Raw genomic sequence first — 23,425 nt, 5'->3', positions numbered from 1 at the left:
TGCTTCTTCTCTTTTCCTCTTTGTTTTATAAAATTCTCCTGAACTCTATTGGCTGGATATTTCAGGGGTAATCTTTTTTGCTTATTTTTACATAAAATAAATAAAAATAACATATGAAAAGAATCGTATTAGCAGGGCTAATAACTATGGGAGGGCTTCTAACGGTAAAAGCACAATGTAAAACAGAATCTGCCATCAACGAAAACTTTGATACATGGAAAGATATTGATAAATGCTGGACTGCCCAGCCGGGAGGAAAGGCAATGCTGTATGCGAGTGACAAAAAAATTATATTTTACTCAATGAACAGTCCTGGAGAAAATATGTTTTTAGTAACTCCGAAAATTAAAGCAGGAAACTATACTCTTAGCCTTGATATTTCAGATAACGGAGGGGAAACTACATTGGAGATTTTCTCAGTGAACAATACTTCCGATGCAAAATCATATGTTTCAATAGCTAAACCTTCCAAAATCACAGGAGATAAAAAGACCTATACTATTTCTATAAAAAAAGATACCCATTTAGGACTGAAGGTTTTACTGAACGGCATTCATCAGGCAGTTTATATGGATAACTTTTCATTGAAACAAAAATAAAATAGTTAATCTGCTGTAGATTAATTAAGGCTGAAGAAATAAGAATTCCGTAAAACGAAATCGTCTTCATCAAGTAAGCCTATACAGATAAATCTTTTAAAAGATATGTAAAGATAATCATATCAAGTTAGTTCATTTATTCTCCAAAGTTTCCTGGCTTTGGAGATTTTATTTTAATCAAATGAAAGAAATGTAGGCTAAGAGCATCCTAAAATTTCATATTCCAATGTAATACTATCTTTCTCTCAGGTGTTTTACTAATAGCCTAAGCAATACAATAACCATACAATAAAAGCTTTTGACAATTAATCAGCCTTTGCCTGCAAAAAATGAAAACAAAATGAAAAACAAATTGCTATTCTTATGGACAACTGTCTTCTTTATCAACAATTTTTCCGGACAAGAATTGAAAGAATTATTTTCAACACTTTATGAGAAAAAAATTTTCAATGGAAGTGTTGTAGCCTCCAAATCCGGAGAGTCGGTTTTTTCTAATCAGTATGGGTTTTCCAATATAGAACAGAAAGAAAAGATGGATGAGATGTCTCAATTTCCTATTGCTTCAATCACAAAAACGTTTACCTCAACAGCTGTTTTACAGCTTCAACAGAAAGGAAAACTTAAGATGGAAGACCCTGTTCAAAAATATCTGCCGGATTTTCCCTATTCTAATGTCAGCATCAGACATCTGCTCAATAATACATCAGGACTAGCACAAGAGTATCATTTATTTGATACGGTTATCGAAGAAAACCCGGAAAAATTAATTTCTAATCAGGATATTATTCCAACATTTCTTCGCTTCAAAACTCCCCTTTCATTTCTACCGGGAAGCAAATGGGAATACAACAATATTAACTTTTGTATAGCAGCAATGATTATAGAGAAGGTTTCCGGAATGAGCTATACCCGGTATCTGAATGAAAATATTTTTAAACCTGCCAAAATGAAAAATTCATTGGTACCCGTTAACAGGAAAATTAAAAGTCAAAATCAGGTAGAACGATACACTTATCCTAATTTATATTCAACCCGTCTTGTGAATATCAATACCCTTAAAGATCCTTTTCTAATACAGGAAAAAAGCAATTTTTACGGAAACGGAGGGATTGTAAGTACCGCATCAGATCTTAAAAAATATGAAAATGCACTGTTTACTCATCAAATAATAGGAAAGAAAGAACTGCAGGAAGCTTTAACTCCAACTACACTGAATGACGGAAAAAAAGTAACGTTTATGATAGACGGAAAAGAAGTCAGCTATGGCTTAGGATGGGCAATGTACACGGATGAAACTGATGGAAAAATAGTTTTTCATGACGGATCGATCAATGGACTCACCAGTATCTTACTTCATAATATCACTAAAAACCAAACCGTTATTCTTCTTTCCAATACAGGCAACGCTCCTGTTTTTGCAATATCGAAAGCCGTTTTAAATATAATGAATCACAAGCCTTCTGCCATTCCTATGCAAAATCTTTCAAGAATCTATGGAAGTTTACTTGACAATGAAAACAAAGAAAAAGCAGATCAGCTGATTCAGGAATATTTGAAAAATCCACACATTTATGAAGCATCTGAAAGTGATTTTAACAGATTGGGATACCAGTTTCTCAGACTTCAACACTGTGATCATGCCTTGAAGACCTTTCATTCAGCCACTTTATTATTTCCGATGAGTTGGAATGTGTATGACAGTTATGGAGAAGCATTGCTACAATGTGGTAAAAAGGAAGAAGGTGTTACAATGTATCAGAAATCCATTGAATTAAACCCTGATAATAACAATGCCAAAGAAATGCTTCTGAAAATCGGAAACTTATCAATCAAAAAATAAAACCCTCTACACCTCAATCGAAAATGAAGAAAGATAGCATTTAATTCTTCTGCTGTATTTTTCCTGCTTCTTCCATATTGTATACGATTCTATTATCCTGGCTTAGTAAAGAGCCAAAAATATCCACATATTTATTAAATGCATTTTTGTCATAATGAACCATAACCGGAAACAACTGACTAGCCTGATAGTACCTTTTATATTGTAAGGCACTTTGTATGGCCTGTTCTATTTCTTTTAAAAGAAAGCTGCAGTTTTTCTTTAACAGAAAATCCTTTAGATTGGACTCAAAGAACTTATCTCCATAGCTATTTAAAAACTGTCTGATGTAAGGATATAATTCCTGGTCGCTTTTTCCATTGAATGTTGCAATATACAATGCATTGGTAATTACATCGTATACATTGTCTTCATTATAGAGTCTATGGGGTTCAAAATTTTCTTTTTCATCCCATTTTTCATGGATGAACCGGTCAAGTATTTCAAACCCTTCCGGTATGGACCATGCGAGTAAAATAAGCATGGCCTGATATACAATATACTGATTGTCATCGTGAAGAAGCAATTTCAATTTTTCTATCCTGTCAACATCCTTTTTTTCAAGAAGCTGTACTTCACTTAAGTCATATCCTTCGTATCCTTCCTCGTTGTAATAATAAAGGAGTTCATGGAGTTCGTTATTCATTTCTATGAATCATTTGATTATGTTTTATGGTGCATTCTGGATAAGTCTCAGAATATATACATCCTCACCATCTGTTCGTTCTCCTGTAAATTCGAAACCTACCGAAGTATAAAGAGATACTGCACGGATGTTGTCGGGATCAAGCCCGATGTGAATCTGCTCTATATTTCCACTTCTTTTTATCTGTTCTATAAAAGTGTGGAATGCTTTTTTTCCGTACCCCTTACCTTGATATTGATGATCGATCATATATCTCAGCACCCAAAAGTTTCCATTATCCTTACAATAAGGCCCAGACATGATAAAACCGATCAGTAATTTATCATATAGCCTGTGGATTCAATAACGGATAATATTTGGATTCAGCAATAGATACTGAATTGCTGCATAAAAATTCCTCATCAAACGTAGGGATTCCACTTTTATTGGTGGTCAGCAGGCAGACATCATAAAAATTGTCTACAGTTATTTCTTGTAAGGTTATTTCCATATTGATCGTTCTTATCTTTATATCCTCAACATTTAAGTCAACTCTTTGGCAAATGTAAAAACAGCAGGCAGTCCTCCGGTATGCCAGAATAAGACATTAGAATGTGCCGGCATTTTTTTATTTTTCAAAAAATCCAGCATACCGTAGAACGCTCTTCCTGTATAAACGGGGTCTAAAAGAATGCCTTCATTTTTGGCCAGTTCATCAATAGCATATCTTTCATTAGCTGTTAAGACACCATATCCTGCACTGTCATAATCTCTATTGAGCATAATTTCTGAAAGTTCAATCTTTTTGTTAATGTTAAGCTTTGGTGTTAATTCCTGAACAATTCCAAAAACAACTTCTTCCAGGGAAACGCCATTGGTTTCGTCTTTATCTATACTAATGGGGATGAGCTCTGCTTTCAGATCATACAGCGCTTTACCGGCAGTTAATCCGGCCTGCATTCCCCCCGAACTTGAGGCAAAAAATATATAATCTATGGTGATCTCTTTTTCAGCAAGCTGCTCTTTCAACTCTTTCACAGCGTTTACAAATCCTAATGCTCCCGTAGAATTTGAACCACCATAGGGAATGATAAAACATTTATTTCCCTGATGTTCCAGTTTTTCTTTTAAGAGTTGTATGTCTTCTCCTTTCCTGTTTTCACCTGTAAAATGTATGGATGCTCCAAGTAATGAAGACAACAGCAGATTTCCATCATAGGTATCAGGTTTCTCACCCCCCAGAAGCAGATGACATTGCAGGCACATTTTAGCACATGCCGCCGCTGTCTGCCTGCAATGATTAGATTGTTGTGCTCCCGCAGTAATTACAGTATCACAGCCTTCGTCCAATGCCTGTTGGATTAAAAACTCTAATTTCCTGGTTTTATTTCCCCCTGATGCCAATCCGGTATTGTCGTCTCTTTTTATGTAGATATTGTAATCAGAATATATCTTTGACAAGTTTTCCAGCTTTTGTAATGGCGTTGGAAAAAAGCCCAAGTCTATCTTTTTGGTGTTCATATCTTTATTTTTTGGTGTTTTTATTTTTAGTTAAGCATAACAGAAAAAGTATCTGAAAAAGTATTTCCTCAATTAAAGATTCTTTTTTATAAGCGCTGGTCATTAATTTAGTTTAAAAAAGAAATACACTACTGCCACCCATTCTTTTTTTATACCCTTAGCATAGCCAATAGTACTACGGCTACTGTTTTCCACTGTTCCATCATCTTTAATATAACCAATCGTTGAACGACTGCTGTTTTCAACAGTACCGTCTTGTTTAACATAACCTACTGTAGAACGGCTGCTGTTTTCTATAGTCCCATCACTTTTAATGTAACCGATTGTTGAGCGGCTTTTATTTTCAATTGTTCCGTCAGACTTGATATATCCTACCGTGGATCGGTTACTATTTTCAATGGTGCCATCTGATTTTATATAGCCTGCCGTGCCACGACTTGCAGATTCTATAGTTTGTGCAATTGCCATGGAAACGCTGAACAGAAAAAAGCTAATAAATAGTGTTTTTTTCATGGTTTTAAAGTTTTAATTGGTTCTTATTTTTGGGCTCACTTAAGATATTCAAAAATATTGATTAGTAAAAAAAATATAGCGCCACTTATTTTTAAGTGACGCTATATTGAATGACTTCAAAAAGAAATCTTAATGATTACATTAAAATTTAATGTTTATCGTTTGATAACTTTTACTGTTTTTACAAAACCATTGGCTGCATTTACTTTCACCAGATAAAGCCCTGATACAAATCCGGAAACATCAATTGTTCCTTTAGTATCATCAATTGCTTTCGCAAGTATCAGCTGTCCTGCTGCATTGTAAATGGTTACAGAATGAATCTTTTGATCAAAAGAGATCGTCAGAATATCACTTACCGGATTGGGATACACTTTCAGCTGATCTGTCTTTGGTGTATTCTCTACAACAGCTAATACATCTTTAGGACAAGCAATAGGTGTAAAAATTGGCTTTGAAATATTGGTACCATCCCCTATTTCTCCGTCATCATTACGACCGGTTCCTGATAAGAATCCATTGGTATTGATTACAAGTGTGGTATAGTCTCCTGCGGCAACAATTTTTCTGTCAGTAGCTGTTCCTATTTGAGTTGGATTCAATCTGCGGACTGTAGTTCCATCCCCTAATTGCCCGTAAGTATTTCTACCCCATGCCCAAAGAGTACCATCTGTTTTAAGTCCTACTGAAGAACTATAATTGTTAGTGCTCACATTTTTCCAGTTTGTTCCAGTCCCGATTTGCGTTGGAGTACTTTTAGAAATGGTGGTTCCATCACCTAATTGCCCGTCTGAATTATTTCCCCAGCCCCATAACGTTCCATCTGTTTTCATCCCTAACGAATGAAGCCAACCAGCACTCACATTTTTCCAATCAGCAGCGGTTCCTATTTGAATAGGAGTTGATATGATTGTTGAAGTTGTAGTTCCTTCACCTACCCGTCCATTATTTGTATTTCCCCAACCCCATAGTGTTCCATTGGTTTTGATGGCAAGAGTATGCTCAGACCCTGCTGTGATCATTTTCCAATCATTTGCAGTCCCGATTTGCACAGGTACGTTTTTATTGATGGTAGTTCCATCACCTAATAATCCATAATCATTAAGTCCCCAACCCCATAATGTTCCATCTGACTTAATTCCGAATGTATGATTATACCCAACAGCAATGTTTACCCAGTCCGTAGCTGTCCCGATTTGCGTTGGATTATTATTTGAAGTTGTAGTTCCATCACCTAATTGCCCATGTTGATTACTTCCCCATGTCCATATTGTTCCATCTGCTTTGATGGCAACATTATGACTGTATCCAGCAGCAATTTTCAGCCAGGTACTAGTGCCTATTTGTACAGGAATGTTTTTTGAGGTGCTAGTGCCGTCACCTAGCTGGCCATTATTATTAGATCCCCATGCCCATAATGTACCGTCTGATCTGAGTGCTAATGAATGATAAGCGCCTGAGCTCACATTTTCCCAACAACCTGTTTCATTGGTAGGAAGTGTAGTAAAGGATCCTGCCGGTATCCAATTCGTCTGATTATATCCACAACTAGATGCTACCCACCAATAGTAAGTGGTGTTTGGCAATAAATTGGTCACATTATTACCCGCAGTAGAAGTAGTTTTCCCTTCTATTCCTCCAAACTCTGAATTTGTGCTATACATATATGAATATCCTCCACCAGGAGCCGGACTAGGTGTTGTCCAACCAAGAGTAGCCGAACTGGATGTAATATTAGAAGATATAAACTGTCCAGGAGGATTACAAGCCGGAGGACAAGCTACCGGTGTAAATATTCTCCTTTTAAGCCTTGTTCCGTCTCCTATTTCTCCCAACTGATTATCACCAGCTCCTGCTAAAAGCCCGTTGGTATTAATCACAAGTGTGTGGGAACTCCCAGCTGAAATGCTTTGCCAGTTAGCAGCAGTTCCGATAAGTATAGGGATATTTCTATTAGTTGCTGTTCCATCTCCTAACTGGCCATTGCTGTTACTTCCCCATGTCCAGAGAGTACCATCTGCTTTCAGAGCGATAGAAGAATTACCAAAACCAGCATCAACACTTCTCCAATTTGCTTCTGTTCCAATTTGTATTGGAGTATATGTATCCACTGTAGTTCCATCTCCCAGAGCTCCTCTGAAATTACTTCCCCAAGCCCATAGTGTTCCATCTGTTTTGATTCCTATCGACATGTCTCCTCCGCCATCAATACTTTTCCAATTTGTTGCGGTTCCTATTTTTATTGGAGTTAATTTATCTAACCTTGTACCGTCTCCTACTTGTCCACTATTATTATATCCCCAAGCCCATAGTGTTCCATCTGTTTTGAGAGCAAGGGTATGATTTTGTCCCGCGTTAATACTTGCCCAGTCTGTTGCGGTACCTATCTGTACAGGCACATTTTTCCTGATCTTTGTACCGTCTCCTAACTGTCCATAGTTATTTTCACCCCAAGCCCAAATTGTTCCATTTGATTTCAGAGCTACTGTATGCTCACTACCGGCTACAACACTTACCCAGTCTGTTGCAGTTCCTATTTGTGTTATAACATTTTTGTTAGTATTACTTCCGTCTCCTAATTGGCCTTCCTCATTACGTCCCCATGTCCATAGGGTACCATCTGTTTTGAGTGCCACAGAATGGTAATAACCTGCTGCTATTTTCAGCCAATTATTATCTGTTCCTACTGGGGTTGGTTTAGAATTGTTAGTATTGGTTCCATCTCCAAATTGCCCATAGGTATTATATCCCCAAGCCCATAGCGTTCCATCTGTTTTGATGGCTAATGAATGTAACCATCCGGCAGCGGCACTTTTCCAACAACTTGTATCCGTGGTAGAAGGTGTGGTAAAAGAACCTCCCGGCACCCAATTGCCCTGGCTTGATCCACAATACGATGCTACCCACCAGTAATATTTGGTACCTGGTAATAAGTTTGTCAGATCTGCAGTTGTAGAAGAAGTAGCTCCCTGTATTCCTCCAACTACTGTGTGGGTACTATAAAGATACAGATAACCTCCATTAGGTGCTGAATTTGATGCAGTCCACTTAATAGTAGCCGTTGTAGAAGTTACATTGGTTGATGAAAATTGTGTTGGCGGAAGACAATTTGAAGGGCAACTAATAGAAGTATAAGTAAATTTATGTTCATTCGTACCATCACCTAATCCTCCTCTGTTATTGAGTCCACATACTTTTAAAAAGCCATCGTTAGTTTTTACAAGAACAGAATTATCTCCGGCAAAAACCTGCATATTGTCTGAAGACGATCCTACTTTTACAGGTGATATAACATAGGTAGATCCTGATGTACCGTTCCCGAATGTTCCATAGTAATTGTTCCCCCATGCCCATAGCGTACCATCTGTTTTAGTGGCCATTGTAAACTGCATTCCTGCGGATGCATTTAACCAATTGTTTGCCGTTCCTACCTGTGTTGGGATTGATTTTGAAACTACTGTTCCATCTCCTAATTCTCCATAAGTATTTCTTCCCCATGACCATAGCGTACCATCGGTTTTGAGTGCTACAGAATGGCTATATCCGGCATCAACACGTTGCCAATTGTTCTCCGTTCCGATTTGAACCGGAAAATACTTATTGCCCGGAGTTCCATTTACTCGTCCATCAGAATTATTACCCCATCCCCATAGTGTTCCATTTGATTTTAAAGCCAATGTATGATAACTTCCCGCTGAGGTCATGGTCCAGTCTGTATCTGTTCCAATTTGTGTTGGGATTTTTTTGGCAATTGAAGTTCCGTCTCCTAATTCTCCTTCATTATTATATCCCCATCCCCAAAGTGTACCATCTGTTTTGACAGCTGATACATGATAAAGCCCGGCAGCTATACTTTGCCAGTTATTGGCTGTTCCAACCTGAGTAGGAATAAATCTGTCTATAGTAGTTCCGTCTCCCAATTGGCCATAGTTATTTTCACCCCACGCCCATAAGGTACCATCTGTTTTGATGGCAACAGTATAATCAGATCCGGCTTCTACTTTCAACCAATTATTGGCTGTGCCTATCTGGATAGCCATATTTCTATCGATCGTTGTTCCGTCTCCGAGCTGGCCATTGGAATTACTTCCCCACGTCCATAATGTTCCGTCTGTTTTTATACCTGCTGAATGGTCACCTTTTGTACTAAGAGTCTGCCAGCAACCTGAAGGTGTTGAAGCTTCGATATTAATAACATTTTTAAAAAGTGGCCCCCAAACCCCTGCATTGTCTCTGATACGAACATTAAATACGTGTAAACCAGCGGATGGCAAAGCAATTCCTGTTTTGGTCAGTTGCTCGTAAGTACTGTTAAAATTACCATCGGTAGCTAATACCGGAGTACCATTTCCTTTTCCCGGATCATTATCCCAGAAATATTCAGCCTGAGAAATGGCCAGGATGTTTGACACTGAATTTTGCTGAACATCAATGACATTGGTAAAAACAGGCCCCCAAACTCCCATATTGTCTTTGATACGAACAGAGAGTTTGTGTAAACCGATGCCTGGTGTTGCAATTCCTGTTTTGGTTAATTGCTCAAAAACACTGTTGAAACTTCCATCCGTAGCTAATACGGAAGTACCGTTTCCTTTTCCGGGATCGGTATCCCAGAAATACTCGGCCTGGCTCACGAACATCTGCGCCCAGCACAGCGTCGCCATAAACAAAGCGATTATACTATAGATATATTTATTCATATATTGTATGATTAAGATTATTTAGAAAAACCTGATCCGGTGATGGTTAACGTACCATTGTTGACTGTTCTTGGAGTTACCAAGTAATTCACCTGAGGTTTTCCTCCGTTATCTGCAGGCCAGTAATTTGCCCAGCTGTTAGAACCGCCATAATGCCCAACATCGTTTCTGGTAAGGTCTAAATCTGTGTATTTTACATCAGAATTTCCTGCATTAACATTCATACCGGTTACCGTATATGCCGTATTATCAAAATTCATATTAACTGACCCTGAATTGTTGCTTTGAGTCATATTCCCTTGTGTTATAAAAGGGTTCGTAGATAAATTATAACTAGCGGTCACATTTACATTACTACTTGCGTTTTGAATACAAACATTGGTTTGACCCACTACAAAAGAAACAGCATTATTCATAATGGCAATATTTCCAGCCGTTGTTCCATTGATGTTAATCGTAAACGGAGCCAAATCACCCGGATTAGGGTTGTAAACAGTATTGTTAACGATTTCGTTAGAGCTTCCTGATTTAAGGTTTGTAATATTAAACCCGGTACAGAAATTATTGTAGAATTTAAAGTTATAATTGATTTGTGAAGTCTGTATCCCTCCGTTTGATATATTACCATACACTTCAATATCAGATGAGGCAGGAATGGTATCCGGTGCCACAGAATAGATATTGATAAACCCTGTTTTATTGGCCGTACATATTCCGTGAGAAAATATCAGGTTTCCCTTCACCGTACTACCGGAAACGTTGGTAGTTGTATTGATCTGATATGAAAAAACATTATTCAGATCACAATTCAAAAGATTAACAGTAGTTCTTCCGCCTGATGTTCCTCCGTTTGTTTCTAAATTATAACTGCCAGAAGCCCCTGTACTCAGACTGCTGATGGTCACTACTCTTCCTGCTGCCGGATTGATAGTAATATTTCCCTGAATGATATATTTATTATAATTGGTTTCCGAAACAAAAGTAAGTGACTTGTTAATAGTCAGGTTTTCTATATACGCTGTCCCATTGGTTTTGGGCTGAATGATGATGCGGTCTCCGTCTGAAGCTGCTGTAATAGCCGCACTTACGGTAGAGTAAGCACCCCCTATTCCGCCATTTCTAACATACAGATCGGCTGCAAAAGCCATAGTCCCGGATAAGCCTGTGAAGGCCATGATGAGTAGTTTTTTTGTCATAATAGTATAAAAATTGGTTGGTTTAATATTAAATTTAGGTCCTTTGATTCCCAAAACCCTTCTGATAGCCAAACGTAAGAACTGTCACTTTCGGTTTTCTTTTTTAAAGCACAGAGCTTGCGGTATAGCAACTTCAATCAATGAATAAACATTGATTTTAAAGGTATTTTCGTTGATTAAATAAGGTAACATCATAACTCTTACCACATCAAACTTTTCAGACATTGCTTCAAGCTTTTGTGATTCTCAAACTGATATTACTGTTATGATTTTTAACAGTAAGGTATGATTTGAAAAAAGAATCATATCGATTCAATACAACTGCTTTAAAGAAATTTCAAAATTTTAATGCTGTTTTTAAATTGTTGGAAACAATTAGCTATGATGAATGGGCAAAATAAATATAGTGTAGTTCATGGTTTAATTAATTTTCACGCTTAGTTTATTAGTTTTTAGTTTTTTTTAATTAACAATATTATATATTATCATATATATTGTCAACTGCAAAAGTATATTTTTATTATGAATCATCAAATAGTAAATGAAGAATAATATTACTAAATATCAGGAATGTAGATTAAAAAATTAACAACAACATATTAAAATATAGCGCCACTTAAAGATAAGTGGCGCTATTTTGAAAGCTTTCAATTTTCAGAAAATCTTAGTTGTATTAAAATTTTAATATTTATCGTTTAATCACTTTCACTGTTTTTACAAAGTCATTAGCTGCATTTACTTTCACCATATACACTCCTGATGGTAAAGCAGAAAAATCAATCGTTCCTTTAGTATCATTGATTGCTTTTGTAAGGATCAACTGCCCTGCGGCATTGTAAACCGTTACCAAAAGAATCTTTTGATCAAGAGAGACTGTTAGAATATCCTGTACCGGATTCGGATAGACTTTCAGCTGATCTGCTTTTGTTGTAACTTCTGTAACGGATAAAGTACTTGTAGGACAAGCAAGAGGTGTAAATATTTTCTTGTGAGTATATGTACCATCACCTATCTGTCCCATCTGATTGGATCCACTGATTGTTAAAAATCCATCTGTACCTATAACAGCTATATTATTCATTCCTATTGCAATAACCTTTCTATTGGTAGGATTCCCCATAAGCATAGGTGTATATTGAGTGATTGTTGTTCCATCACCCAATTCCCCACTACTATTAGAACCCCATACCCAAAGTGTACCATCTGTTTTGAGAGCTACTGAAGATCCACCTTGACCGGCATTAATACTACTCCAATTGCTTGATACTCCTATCTGTGTTGGAACAAACTTATATATAGTGCTTCCATCTCCTAGCTGGCCACTGTTATTAGCACCCCAGCCCCAAATCGTTCCATCAGTTTTAATACCTAACGAATGACTTGATCCACCATCTACACTACTCCAATTCGTATCTGTTCCGATTTGCATTGGTGTACTTCTGTGATTGGTAGTTCCATCTCCCAGTTCTGCGCTGAAATTACTTCCCCAGGTCCAAAGCGTTCCATTTGTTTTTATGGCCAGAGTAGACCCTCGTCCTGATTCTACGCTTCGCCAGTCTGTTGCGCTTCCAACTTGGATTGGTATATTTTTATTTATGGTTGTACCATCACCTAACTGTCCATAAGAATTACTTCCCCAGGCCCAAAGTGTTCCATTAGATTTTAAAGCTAATGTATGACCATCACCAGCGGTCATACCTACCCAGTCTGTTGCGGTTCCTATTTGCGTTGGAGTGGTTTTGCTATTTGTAGTTCCATCACCAATTTGCCCATTAGTATTTTTTCCCCATGCCCAAAGTGTTCCATTAGATTTTAGAGCTAGTGAATAATTTTCTCCAGTGGTAATGCTTACCCAATCTGTTGCAGTTCCTATTTGTTTTGGAGTATTTCTGTTAGAAACAGTTCCGTCTCCTAATTGTCCATAAGAATTATATCCCCATGACCATAAAGTTCCGTCTGTTTTTATTCCTAACGAATGCAGGTTTCCAATAGCAACACTCTTCCAGCAATTTGTAACTGTTGTAGGAAGTGTTTTAAAAGAACCACCCAAAGTCCAGTTCCCCTGGCTGGATCCACAATTAGATGCCACCCACCAATAGTAAGTGGTATCAGGTAATAAGTTAGTTAAATCCACTGTTTTAGAAGAGGTAGCCCCTTGTACACCTCCAATAGGTGAATGCGTACTATAAAGATACAAATAGCCGCTATTTGGAGCCGGAGTAGATGCTGTCCAGTTAATAGTAGCCGATGAAGCAGTAATATTGGTTGTTGAAAACTGTACTGGCGGAGCACAATTTAAAGAACAACTAATAGAAGTATAAGTATTTTTATTGATATTAGTACCATCACCTAACTGCCCATCACCATTGAGACCACAGGCTTTCATAACACCGTCGGTATTTTTTACAAGAACATGATAGAATCCTGCGGAAACCGATACATTATCTGACGAGGAACCTACTTGTACAGGGGATGTAGCATCTGTAGATACATTTGTACCATTACCTAACACTCCAAAAAAATTGTTACCCCATGCCCAAAGTGTTCCATCTGTTCTGGTTGCAACAGTAAAATAAGAACCTAAAGATACATTAAGCCAGTTGGCAGCTGTTCCTATTTGTGTTGGAATAACTCTATTAGTCGTAGTTCCATCTCCTAGCTTACCATTATAATTACTGCCCCATGCCCATAGCGTTCCATCTGTTTTGACAGCTGCAGTGTGGGTATTTCCACCATCCACAGTTTTCCAATTTGTACCCGTTCCAATTTGTGTTGGAACATTTCTATTAGTTGTGGTTCCATCTCCTAATTGCCCATTGGCATTATAACCCCAGGCCCATAGCGTTCCATTTGATTTGATCGCAAATGTAAAAACATCTCCACTGCCAATAGTTACCCAGTTTGTGGCCGTGCCGATTTTTGTAGGAACATTTCTACCAATGGTCGTTCCATCTCCTAATTGCCCATATTGATTATTACCCCAAGCCCATAACGTTCCGTCTGTTTTGAGGGCTACCATATTAGCAGAACTAGAACCAGCACTAATACTTTTCCAATTCGTTGCCGTTCCGATTTGTATTGGACTCAATTTATCAATGGTAGTTCCATCGCCTAATTGCCCCCAAAAATTACTACCCCAAGCCCATAACGTTCCGTCTGTTTTGAGGGCAACAGTAAAACTATCTCCAGTTACTACTTTAGACCAATTATTTGCCGTTCCTATTTGCATAGGAGCAGTTCTGCCAATAGTAGTTCCATCTCCTAATTGCCCATATTGATTACTACCCCAAGTCCATAATGTTCCATCTGCTTTTATTCCTGCCGAAAAATAATACCCTACACTAAGTTCCTGCCAACATCCTGAAGGAGTTGTTGGAGTTTCTATATTAATCACATTTTTAAAAACAGGCCCCCAAACACCAGAATTGTCTTTAATACGGATATTAAATACGTGTAACCCATTAGCTGGTAAAGCAATTCCTGTTTTAACCAGTTGCTCATACGTACTATCAAAATTTCCATCAGCAGCTAATACCGATGTACCATTTCCGGCTCCCGGATCGGTATCCCAAAAATACTCAGCTTGAGAAAGTGCCAGAATGGTTGATGTTACGGGTTGTTCAACATTAATGACATTGGTAAAAACAGGTCCCCAAACCCCTGTATTGTCTTTGATACGGACAGAGAGTTTATGTAATCCATTACCGGGTGTAGTAATTCCTGTTCTGGTTAGTTGCTCGAAAGCACTGTCAAAACTCCCATCGGTAGCCAATACCGGAGTACCATTTCCGGCTCCAGGATCGGTATCCCAAAAATACTCAGCCTGAGAAAGTGCTAGTATTGTGGATGTTGTATTTTGCTGAACATTAATAACATTCGTAAAAACAGGACCCCAAACTCCGGTATTATCTTTGATACGGATAGAGAATTTATGTAAACCATTACCGGGTGTAGTAATTCCTGTTTTGGTCAGTTGTTCGAAAGCACTATTGAAGCTCCCGTCAGAAGCCAAAACAGCAATGCCGTTTCCGGTTCCCGGATCTGTGTCCCAAAAATATTCGGCTTGACTTACGAACACTTGTGCAGGACACAACATGACCATAAGCAAAGCGATTATACTATAGATATAATTCTTCATATTGTTATACCATTAGTCATTATTTAGAAAAACCAGATCCACTGATATTTAATGTACCATTACTGATTGTTCGCGGAGTTAGTAAATAGTTTACCTGAGGTTTAGCTCCGCTATCTGTTGGCCAATAATTAGTCCAACTGTTTGAACCACCGTAGTGACCTGCATCATTTCTTGTTAAATCTAAGTCAGTGTAGTTTATATCAGGATTTCCTGCATTTACATTCATTCCGGTTACCGTGTATGCTACATTGTCAAAGTTCATATTCACAGATCCTGAATTATTACTTTGGGTCATATTCCCTTGTGTCACAAATTGATTTGTAAATACATTGTAACTTGCAGTCACTGTAGCATTATTGTTGTTGCTAATGCAAACATTGGTTGCTCCTACCACAAAAGAAGCGGCATTATTCATAATAGATATATTCCCGGTGTTTCCATTATTTAAGTTGATGGAAAATGGCGCTATATCACCTCCATTAGGATCATAGATCGTATTATTAATAATTTCGTTAGTACTGCCTGTTTTAATACCATACACAAATACTCCACGGCAAAAATTATTATAGAGTTTAAAATTATAGTTTGATTGCATATGCGATATCCCAAAACTTGCAGCATTACCATAAATTTCAATATCTGAAGTGGCAAGACTGGTATCTACTGCCGTAGAATTAGCATAAATAGACTGTGCTTTATTGGCAGTAACTCTACCATGAGAAAAACTAATTTCGCCCAATACTGTAGAACCGGAAATATTGGTAGTCGTATTGGCTTGGTTGGTAATTACCTTATTTAAATAACAATTGTAAAGGTTTATCGTAGTTCTTCCACCAGTTGTAGGTCCGCTTGCCACTATATTGTAAATGGTAAAGTTTCCTGAACTTAAATTACTGATCGTTACCACTCTCCCAGCAGCGGGATTGATGGTAATCGTTCCCTGAATAAAATATTTGTTATAATTAGTTTCAGAAATAAAAGTTAATGATTTGTTGATGGTCAGGTTTTCTACATAGGCCGTTCCATTCGTTTTGGGTTGAATGATGATTCTATCCCCATCAGAAGCTGCAGTGATAGCCGCACTTACAGTAGAATAAGCTCCCCCTGTTCCTCCATTTCTCACATACAAATCAGCTGCATAAGCCATCGTACTGGATAAGCCCGCAAAGGCCATGATTAGTAGTTTTTTTGTCATAATAGTAAAAATTAATTGGTTTAATATTAAATTATATTTTTTTGATTTTTAAAATAATCCACTTGTCGCTCCCCGTCTTTCCTTCTGTTGGATAAAGGAGATATATGAATTTTAATCAATGTGTATTCATTGATTAAAAGGTATTTTCGTTGAATAAGGAGAAGTACATTATACCTGATACAACATAAACATCCCCAAACATTGATAGAACTTGAATTCTGAGGATTTACTGCTGATTTAAATTGTAGGAAATAAGTGTTGATGTATTTGTAAGGATAAATACAATATAGTCTTGTTCATTTTCATGATATAATTAGTTTTCAGGTTTTGTTTTTAGTTTTTATTGAAAGTAATAGAATGAGTTGCAATAACTTCATCTTATTGACTGCAAAAATATATTTTTATAATGATTCATCAAAATAGTCGGTAAAAAAATAATAGTAATTTAATCTATATGTGGATATAATAATGTTTTTATAAGCTTAATATGAATTTATTTTTGGAAACTAAATAATACCTTTCCCTATATTATTCAATGTTGATCACTTCATGAATACTCCCTCTATATCTATTACAAATTGCACGTTTAATATATAGGTAAGTTCTTGATTAATGATTAAATTTGTTGTAGACTCTAAACATTCTTTTTCAGATAAAAAAATTCAATGAAAAACGAAATCTTCATTTGCCACAACTGCCCCATGACCAGGACGATGGCCACCATTGGCACCAAATGGAAACCCATCATCATTTATACCATTGGTTTAAAGAAGAAAAGGTTTGGACAAATCTTTGCCCTGATGAGTATCATTTCTAAAAAAGTACTCACCGAGCAGCTTAAAGAACTTGTTGAAGATAAAATCGTCATTCGTGAAGAGTTTAATGAAATGCCACCAAGGGTCGAATATTCTTTAAGCGAAAAAGGAATAGAACTTCTCACCATACTTAATCAGTTAACGCTATGGAATCAGAAGCATCATGAACTGGAACAACAAAATGAACAGCTATAATAGCTGTTATAAACAAAAAACTCCTGTAGGTGCCTTTCATCTACAGGAGTTTTTTAAAGAGATTTGCCCCATACTGAAAGGACAAGAACAAACTCAGCACAAAATCTTACCCTCGTCATTATTGGTATCTTCCTGAAGTGCTATATGGAACGGGATACCAAATATATTTTTTCCCTTCTTTTTTCAGTCTTCCCAATCCGGGAAAGGAAATATGAGCCCCGGCAATCAGTAAATTTTTATCGGCTGCCTGTTTTAAAAAGGATTTTCTGGCTATATCAGAAGCATGATGATCTACATCAAAATGATCCAATATGTCAGGAGCAGATAACTGAATAGCAGCAACGTGTACTACATCCCCCCAAAAGAAGAGTTCTTCACCACCATCTTTCAATACATAAATCGTATGCCCCGGCGTATGTCCACCAACGGCATAACTATAAATATGAGGCAACACTTCAGTATTCACTCCTTCAAATGTTTTTACCTGATGATCATTAAGATAAGGGGTCAGCATATTCTTTGCATTATCAAATGTTTGTGGATTAGCTCCCATATGTTCTTTTGAAGCCTGTTGAGCATTAGTTTCATTCAGCCAAAAATCCAGTTCTTTTTTATTGACATGGATGGTGGCATCAGGGAAAACCTTTTTGTTATTTATCATAAGTCCTCCGGAATGATCTGCATGAATATGAGTTAGCAGGATATCCGTTATAGCTTCCGGTTTTATTCCTACAGAAGCAAGACTTTCCACGATATGTCCTCCGGTTGTTCCCAGCAATTCCCCGGAACCTGTATCTACCAGAATAAGTTTACGATCCGTTTTTACAAGAAAAACATTGATGCTGATCTCTACAGGATTATTAATAAACTGAGAGGCAAGTAAACGAGCAGGTTTTCCCGGCGTATGATCATTAAATAACTTTTCTGCATCCACTTCAATGGTGCCATCCAGCAGAGAGTAAACTTCTGTATTTCCTATTTTGATCCTGTAAGCATCATGAGTTTGCGAAAAGAGCAAATTATTGAATAAAAGACAGATTAACAGCAGAATGGTGGATTTAATGTTAGTATTCATTCTTGAAATATTTATTTAGTTACAAAAGTAAACTATAATAGTTACCAATAGAGACTAAAATAAAAATAGAGATTACAAAAAGGTAACCACTATTTCCCAATATTACATTTCTCCTCTCCTGTTGTCATCAGTTGTTACTTAAACAAACGGCAGGCATCTGAGATGCCTGCCGTTTGTTTATGGCTTACATTGTATTGATTATCAGAACTGATCTATGTATTTCTTAATTCACCCATTTCTTTTACCAATTGAGGGTACATCTTCTGAAGCTCAGCACCATTTTTCGGTTCACGGTTCATTTTACGATCCATACTGTCGTAATGATTCTCCGGATAAAGCTCATCAACTGTATCTCGTATTTCTGATTCATCTTCATTATCATGATTTTCAGAATAGGCTTCATCAGAGACATACAATAACCCTTCTGCCCAGCAATCCCCGATATTGAAACTATATTTTCCACTGACAAATACCTGAATATCTTTTTTAATATCTTCAAAAAACTCTTTACCTTTCAGCAATAGCCAGCAACGGAAATAAATGAATCCGTCATCAGAAAGGTAACCGTCAAAAATATAGCTCCCGTTCTCCGTTTTAAAATCATTCTCAAGGATGATGGAAAGTTCGGCAATTTCCGCAGTATAAAGTTCACTCAGCTTTTCCTGAAGGGTCTTTTCAAAAAGGACCAGTCTTTCTTTTCCAAACCGGGAAAGGTATAGGGTTAGATTCTCCAGATGTTCATCAATATCATATTCGCTCCAGTGGGCATTTTTATATTTATTTGATTTTTCTATAGCTTCCCAGAAATAAATATCTGCTTTTTCAGCTTCAGAAAGTTCCGCCTTCTGTGGGATTTCTTCATTTTCAAGAATTTCAGTGTATCCTTTCCTGATCTTTTGCCCGATTAGCTTTTCAGACTCTTTGGTACATTCTTCTTCATCTGTAAATTCTTTAATGGTTTCACGTCCTTGGGTTCCCGTTTTTCCAAATACTATTTTTTGTGTGTTTCCCCGATATTCAATATTCCAAAATTTGTCAGAGACTCCATTTTGATTGATTAAATTCCTTTTCATAAAGCTGGTAATATGTGATTGATCTATTTTCGGGGGTAAACTACGAAAAATAAAGAGATCCGGCTCCTTATACTGCTTTTATTTTCATCCTGTCTAAAGATTCATTTTATTACTCTTTAAAGTCTGTTGAAAAAGACAGATGTTCCCATTCTTTGAGCTGGGCTACCATGTGAGTCATTTTATTTTCTGCTCTTTGAAAAGCATCACTTCCCAGGAATAATAAAGCAGGAGGATTCCTGGCAGCAATTAATTCAATAAACGCATCTGCCAATTGATCAGGATCTCCTAATTGTTTTCCGTCCATTTCATCCATTTTTTGATAAGCTGTCCTCAAAAACTCATACTCTTTTATTTGATTCTGACTGAAAGCTATTGAATCCGGTTTGGCAAAATGAGTACGAAACCATCCGGGAAGAACCGCAGTTATATGGATTCCAAAGGGTTCTAAATCATTAGCTAATGCTTCAGACAAACCTGTTACGGCAAATTTAGCAGCAGAATAGATACTCCATCCTAATCCAGGAGCAAATCCAGCAATCGATGAAATATTAATGATATGTCCCGAACGTTGATTCCTTAAATAAGGTAATGCTTGCTGAATAACTCTTACTACGGCAAAGAAATTGATCTGAAAGTTCTCTTCAATCTCCTCAGCACTGAGTTCTTCAATTGCACCTCCTAATCCATACCCTGCATTATTGACCACCACATCCAGCTGACCAAACTTTTCTATTGTTCTCTCAATAGATCCGGCAATGGACTTTTCATCTTTTAAATCAACCTCTAACGGAAGAAAATTTTCCCCACCATTATTGAGCCCCTCAAAAGCAGCAAGTGTTCTTGAAGTAGCGGCAACCTTATAGCCTTTCTCTAAAAGTTTTTTTACTACCGAAAGCCCCATTCCTTTAGATGCTCCTGTGATGTACCATGTTTTTGTATGATTCATAAATTCTATTTTCATACAAAATTACCTTAAGCCTCAATCGATATTTTGTCATATAGAAACCAATACTTGTCAAATTCAAACCTATCTTAAATGGGTCGGGCTGGTCTTAGTTTGTTTCTTAAAAAAGTTATTGAAATGGGACTGGTCTTCAAAACCAAGGACATGACTGATCTCTGAAATGTTCCAATCTGTATATTTTAAAAGGATTTTGGCTTCTGAAATCAGCCGTTCAAAAATATGCTCAGAAGTCGTTCGACCTGTTTGTTTTTTTATGGCGCGATTAAGATAATTAACATGAATAGACAGTCGATCAGCAAATGCTTTGGGGGAGCGTAGTTCAAAACGTTGCGCAGTAGATTCAATGGGAAACTGCCGCTCTAAAAGTTCCATGAATACCGAAGTAATTCTGGCAGCAGCATTGGAAGATGCGGAGGAACAATTTACAGGCTGTAACTTCAATCCGCAATAAATTAATTCACTGACATAATTTTTAATAAGATCATATTTATAGCGAAAATCTGAATTCATTTCTTTGGACATCTTTTCAAATATTATCTTAATCTCCCTTGCTTCCTCCTCATTTAAAGTGAAAACAGGGTATGCATCTGCTGTAAATAGTGGAAGCTCAAATAGATTGAAACGAAAATTATCTTTCAGAAATTCGTCTTTAAAAACACAAAAATAGCCTTTAGAATCCGGAGTTAAAGGTTCGTAAGTATAAGGTACATAGGGATGAAAGAAAAGTAATGTATCTCCAGCTATAGGAATACTCCGGTCTCCATAATGAAATACATTATTCCCCTGAAACCACATGATCTTATGAAAATCTCTTCGGATAAAGGTAGGAGAAGTCATCCCTGAATGAATCCTGTCCTCAATCTTAAAGATATTAAATTGTCCTTCATTTTGAGAGAAATCTTCAGATAACATTCCGTATTTGTTCCGGTAGAATTGTTCAAGTGTTTCAGTAGCTTTTGCCATATTTTAATTTTTTAATAGGATACCATCTTTACGAATGCATATCAATAAAACACTGTAAAGCTTTAGATTGTGGTCCCTCCTTTCTGAAAACAAGAACTGTATTCATGGTTCCCAATTGTTTATTTAAACCATAAGTTTTAATGGCTCTTCCACCATAATATTTAGAAACAATTTCTTCCGGCAATATACTGATTCCTAAACCTGCTTCCACAAAATTAATAATGCCTTCAAAAGAATTCAAAACAGTACTTTTATACTTCATAACGCCTTTATGACTTAACCAGGATTCGAATCTTTCTCTAAAGATACAACCATCATCAAATACGACAATTTTTAAAGGTGATTTTTCAAGTAATGTCTGCAGTTGTGGACCTTTGGAAGAAGTTAAAATAACAAGCTGCTCTTCTTTAATATTAATTTTTTCCAACCCGTTGGCAATAATAGGAGCCGAAACAAATGCAGCATCCAAACTGTAATCCAAAACTCCTGCAATCAGAGAGTCTCTCGTATCTGATTTAAATTCCAGTTCAATACCAGGGTATTTTTCTTCAAAGATTTTGAGGATTTCCGGTGCTTTTAAAACCATCGTTGTTTCAATACAGCCAATTTTCAAACAGCCCCTTACATTTTCTCCACTTCGGATATTATATTTGGCTTCTTCCACCAAATGCTGAATCTGTTTACAATATTGCATCAGAATCATTCCCTCTGAGGTAAGTTCTACTTTTCGGGAAGTACGGGAGAACAGTTTTGTATCAAATTCCTCTTCAAGACTTTTAATTCTTGCGGTTACATTAGACTGAACCGTAAACATTAGGGAAGCCGCTTTTGTAAAACTGCCTGTCTCAGCAACGGCTTCAAATATCTTTAAATCATTTGTATTCATTCTTATTAATCATTAAAAGTGATTACAATTATTAAAATTAATCGTTTTTAATAATCAAATATCCGTATTAATTTTGGAATCACAAAAAGAATCCAATGGAAATAACATTCAGACAACTCATTAGAGGTCTGTCAATTGGTTTATTCACCAATACTCTAATGATGGCCCAATCTACTCAAAAATCAATTTTAAATCATCACATTATGGAAAACCATTCAATACACTATCGCAACACCCAGATCAACGGGTTAAACTTATTTTACAGAGAAGCAGGTCCTTCTGATGCACCTACCATTCTTCTGCTGCATGGATATCCGACATCATCCCATATGTTCAGAAACCTGATTCCCATATTGAGCACAAAATACCATGTCATAGCCCCTGATTTACCAGGATTTGGGTATTCAGATGCTCCGGATCACCAGCAGTTTAGTTATACATTTGATAACTTTGCCAATACAATGCAGGCATTCGTTGACAAGCTGGGGATGAAACGTTTTGCAGTCTATATTTTTGATTATGGCGCTCCGGTAGGTTTACGTCTGGCCATGAACAATCCGGAGAAAATAACCGGAATTATTTCTCAAAATGGAAATGCTTACGAAGAAGGCTTAAGCAAAGAATGGAATCCAATACAGAAATATTGGAAAGACCCATCAGAAAACAACCGACTTGCATTAAAAGACTTTGTGTCTAAAGAAGCTACCTACTTTCAATACCATCACGGAGTATCGGACGTTTCTTTAATTGCTCCTGAAGCATACACATTAGATCAAAAATTTTTGGACAGATCAGGCAATATAGAGATCCAGCTTGATCTGGTAAAAGATTACAGAACCAATGTAGCTTTATATCCCAAGTTTCATGAGTATTTCAGAAAGCATCAGCCTAAACTTTTATTGGTCTGGGGAAACAAAGATCCTTACTTTCTACCTGAAGGTGCGGAAGCTTATAAAAAAGATATTCCGAATGCCAGACTCAAGTTTTACGATACCGGGCATTTTGCATTGGAAACCCACTCCACAGAAATCGGTACCGAGATCCTTGAATTTATGAAAACACTCCCTCAATAAAAACTATTAAATAAA

At 36.9% G+C, this 23,425-nt stretch carries 18 protein-coding genes; 4 read left to right on the top strand and 14 right to left on the bottom strand.

Annotated elements, in window-relative coordinates:
* Positions 1 to 113: 113 nt before the first annotated feature.
* Together EG344_RS19070 and EG344_RS19065 are read left to right on the top strand one after the other, a co-directional pair.
* On the top strand, positions 114 to 599 hold the full coding sequence (locus EG344_RS19070; RefSeq protein ID WP_123910948.1) for a hypothetical protein: 486 nt from the start codon (positions 114 to 116) through the stop codon (positions 597 to 599).
* Between the two features lie 340 nt (positions 600 to 939).
* A complete protein-coding gene (locus tag EG344_RS19065) occupies positions 940 to 2,439 on the top strand; it encodes a serine hydrolase (RefSeq protein ID WP_123910947.1) in 1,500 nt (499 codons plus the stop codon).
* A 40-nt stretch (positions 2,440 to 2,479) separates the two neighbouring features.
* Here EG344_RS19065 and EG344_RS19060 read toward each other — a convergent pair whose 3' ends face one another.
* The 9 genes from EG344_RS19060 to EG344_RS19025 all read right to left on the bottom strand — a co-directional run bounded on the left by EG344_RS19060 (position 2,480) and on the right by EG344_RS19025 (position 16,366).
* Positions 2,480 to 3,124: a hypothetical protein gene (locus tag EG344_RS19060; protein WP_123910946.1), complete on the bottom strand. Its 645-nt coding sequence runs from the start codon at positions 3,122 to 3,124 to the stop codon at positions 2,480 to 2,482.
* Positions 3,125 to 3,148: 24 nt separating this feature from the next.
* Positions 3,149 to 3,424: a GNAT family N-acetyltransferase gene (locus tag EG344_RS24310; RefSeq protein ID WP_262697354.1), complete on the bottom strand. Its 276-nt coding sequence runs from the start codon at positions 3,422 to 3,424 to the stop codon at positions 3,149 to 3,151.
* Positions 3,425 to 3,446: 22 nt separating this feature from the next.
* The gene (locus EG344_RS24305; RefSeq protein ID WP_228412770.1) at positions 3,447 to 3,614 is read right to left on the bottom strand and encodes a hypothetical protein; all 168 of its coding nucleotides are present in this window, start codon (positions 3,612 to 3,614) and stop codon (positions 3,447 to 3,449) included.
* Between the two features lie 32 nt (positions 3,615 to 3,646).
* Positions 3,647 to 4,624, bottom strand: coding sequence for a D-cysteine desulfhydrase family protein (locus EG344_RS19050; RefSeq protein ID WP_123910945.1), 978 nt, complete (start codon positions 4,622 to 4,624; stop codon positions 3,647 to 3,649).
* 102 nt (positions 4,625 to 4,726) lie between these two features.
* Positions 4,727 to 5,137: a 5-fold beta-flower protein gene (locus EG344_RS19045; RefSeq protein ID WP_123910944.1), complete on the bottom strand. Its 411-nt coding sequence runs from the start codon at positions 5,135 to 5,137 to the stop codon at positions 4,727 to 4,729.
* 155 nt (positions 5,138 to 5,292) lie between these two features.
* Positions 5,293 to 9,837 carry a fibronectin type III domain-containing protein gene (locus tag EG344_RS19040; RefSeq protein ID WP_123910943.1) on the bottom strand — a complete coding sequence of 1,515 codons (4,545 nt, stop codon included), beginning with the start codon at positions 9,835 to 9,837 and terminating at the stop codon, positions 5,293 to 5,295.
* 17 nt (positions 9,838 to 9,854) lie between these two features.
* Entirely contained in the window at positions 9,855 to 11,033 is a 1,179-nt protein-coding gene (locus EG344_RS19035) for a hypothetical protein (protein ID WP_123910942.1), read from the bottom strand.
* 688 nt (positions 11,034 to 11,721) lie between these two features.
* Positions 11,722 to 15,171: a T9SS type A sorting domain-containing protein gene (locus EG344_RS19030; protein ID WP_123910941.1), complete on the bottom strand. Its 3,450-nt coding sequence runs from the start codon at positions 15,169 to 15,171 to the stop codon at positions 11,722 to 11,724.
* A 19-nt stretch (positions 15,172 to 15,190) separates the two neighbouring features.
* A complete protein-coding gene (locus EG344_RS19025; RefSeq protein WP_123910940.1) occupies positions 15,191 to 16,366 on the bottom strand; it encodes a hypothetical protein in 1,176 nt (391 codons plus the stop codon).
* Between the two features lie 665 nt (positions 16,367 to 17,031).
* Here EG344_RS19025 and EG344_RS19020 point away from each other — a divergent pair.
* Complete coding sequence (locus EG344_RS19020) at positions 17,032 to 17,376, top strand: winged helix-turn-helix transcriptional regulator (protein WP_228412769.1); 345 nt, start codon at positions 17,032 to 17,034, stop codon at positions 17,374 to 17,376.
* A gap of 118 nt (positions 17,377 to 17,494) precedes the next feature.
* On the opposite strand, the gene EG344_RS19015 is transcribed toward EG344_RS19020, so the two are convergent.
* From EG344_RS19015 to EG344_RS18995, 5 genes are all read right to left on the bottom strand, one after another.
* Entirely contained in the window at positions 17,495 to 18,451 is a 957-nt protein-coding gene (locus EG344_RS19015) for an MBL fold metallo-hydrolase (RefSeq protein ID WP_123910939.1), read from the bottom strand.
* 212 nt (positions 18,452 to 18,663) lie between these two features.
* Positions 18,664 to 19,524, bottom strand: coding sequence for a DUF4240 domain-containing protein (locus EG344_RS19010; RefSeq protein WP_123910938.1), 861 nt, complete (start codon positions 19,522 to 19,524; stop codon positions 18,664 to 18,666).
* A 109-nt stretch (positions 19,525 to 19,633) separates the two neighbouring features.
* Positions 19,634 to 20,470 carry an SDR family NAD(P)-dependent oxidoreductase gene (locus EG344_RS19005; protein ID WP_123910937.1) on the bottom strand — a complete coding sequence of 279 codons (837 nt, stop codon included), beginning with the start codon at positions 20,468 to 20,470 and terminating at the stop codon, positions 19,634 to 19,636.
* A gap of 81 nt (positions 20,471 to 20,551) precedes the next feature.
* Positions 20,552 to 21,451, bottom strand: coding sequence for a helix-turn-helix domain-containing protein (locus EG344_RS19000; RefSeq protein ID WP_123910936.1), 900 nt, complete (start codon positions 21,449 to 21,451; stop codon positions 20,552 to 20,554).
* Positions 21,452 to 21,479: 28 nt separating this feature from the next.
* Positions 21,480 to 22,337 (bottom strand): LysR family transcriptional regulator, encoded by an 858-nt coding sequence (locus tag EG344_RS18995; protein WP_123910935.1) that lies wholly within the window; start codon positions 22,335 to 22,337, stop codon positions 21,480 to 21,482.
* 95 nt (positions 22,338 to 22,432) lie between these two features.
* On the opposite strand from EG344_RS18995, the gene EG344_RS18990 reads away from it, so the two are divergent.
* Entirely contained in the window at positions 22,433 to 23,410 is a 978-nt protein-coding gene (locus tag EG344_RS18990) for an alpha/beta fold hydrolase (protein ID WP_228412768.1), read from the top strand.
* Positions 23,411 to 23,425 lie beyond the last annotated feature (15 nt).

It is taken from the genome of Chryseobacterium sp. G0162, from assembly GCF_003815715.1.
Classification (GTDB): Bacteria; Bacteroidota; Bacteroidia; order Flavobacteriales; family Weeksellaceae; genus Chryseobacterium.
Note: the sequence above shows the minus strand (reverse complement) of the source record. Positions and strands in the feature narration are given on the sequence as shown.

Bases quoted from the DNA above. Each gene is read 5' to 3' on its own strand.
- EG344_RS19070 (WP_123910948.1), top strand. From the start codon at position 114: ATGAAAAGAATCGTATTAGCAGGGCTAATAACTATGGGAGGGCTTCTA.
- EG344_RS19065 (WP_123910947.1), top strand. From the start codon at position 940: ATGAAAAACAAATTGCTATTCTTATGGACAACTGTCTTCTTTATCAAC.
- EG344_RS19060 (WP_123910946.1), bottom strand. From the start codon at position 3,124: ATGAATAACGAACTCCATGAACTCCTTTATTATTACAACGAGGAAGGA.
- EG344_RS24310 (WP_262697354.1), bottom strand. From the start codon at position 3,424: ATGTCTGGGCCTTATTGTAAGGATAATGGAAACTTTTGGGTGCTGAGA.
- EG344_RS24305 (WP_228412770.1), bottom strand. From the start codon at position 3,614: ATGGAAATAACCTTACAAGAAATAACTGTAGACAATTTTTATGATGTC.
- EG344_RS19050 (WP_123910945.1), bottom strand. From the start codon at position 4,624: ATGAACACCAAAAAGATAGACTTGGGCTTTTTTCCAACGCCATTACAA.
- EG344_RS19045 (WP_123910944.1), bottom strand. From the start codon at position 5,137: ATGAAAAAAACACTATTTATTAGCTTTTTTCTGTTCAGCGTTTCCATG.
- EG344_RS19040 (WP_123910943.1), bottom strand. From the start codon at position 9,837: ATGAATAAATATATCTATAGTATAATCGCTTTGTTTATGGCGACGCTG.
- EG344_RS19035 (WP_123910942.1), bottom strand. From the start codon at position 11,033: ATGACAAAAAAACTACTCATCATGGCCTTCACAGGCTTATCCGGGACT.
- EG344_RS19030 (WP_123910941.1), bottom strand. From the start codon at position 15,171: ATGAAGAATTATATCTATAGTATAATCGCTTTGCTTATGGTCATGTTG.
- EG344_RS19025 (WP_123910940.1), bottom strand. From the start codon at position 16,366: ATGACAAAAAAACTACTAATCATGGCCTTTGCGGGCTTATCCAGTACG.
- EG344_RS19020 (WP_228412769.1), top strand. From the start codon at position 17,032: ATGAAAAACGAAATCTTCATTTGCCACAACTGCCCCATGACCAGGACG.
- EG344_RS19015 (WP_123910939.1), bottom strand. From the start codon at position 18,451: ATGAATACTAACATTAAATCCACCATTCTGCTGTTAATCTGTCTTTTA.
- EG344_RS19010 (WP_123910938.1), bottom strand. From the start codon at position 19,524: ATGAAAAGGAATTTAATCAATCAAAATGGAGTCTCTGACAAATTTTGG.
- EG344_RS19005 (WP_123910937.1), bottom strand. From the start codon at position 20,470: ATGAATCATACAAAAACATGGTACATCACAGGAGCATCTAAAGGAATG.
- EG344_RS19000 (WP_123910936.1), bottom strand. From the start codon at position 21,451: ATGGCAAAAGCTACTGAAACACTTGAACAATTCTACCGGAACAAATAC.
- EG344_RS18995 (WP_123910935.1), bottom strand. From the start codon at position 22,337: ATGAATACAAATGATTTAAAGATATTTGAAGCCGTTGCTGAGACAGGC.
- EG344_RS18990 (WP_228412768.1), top strand. From the start codon at position 22,433: ATGGAAATAACATTCAGACAACTCATTAGAGGTCTGTCAATTGGTTTA.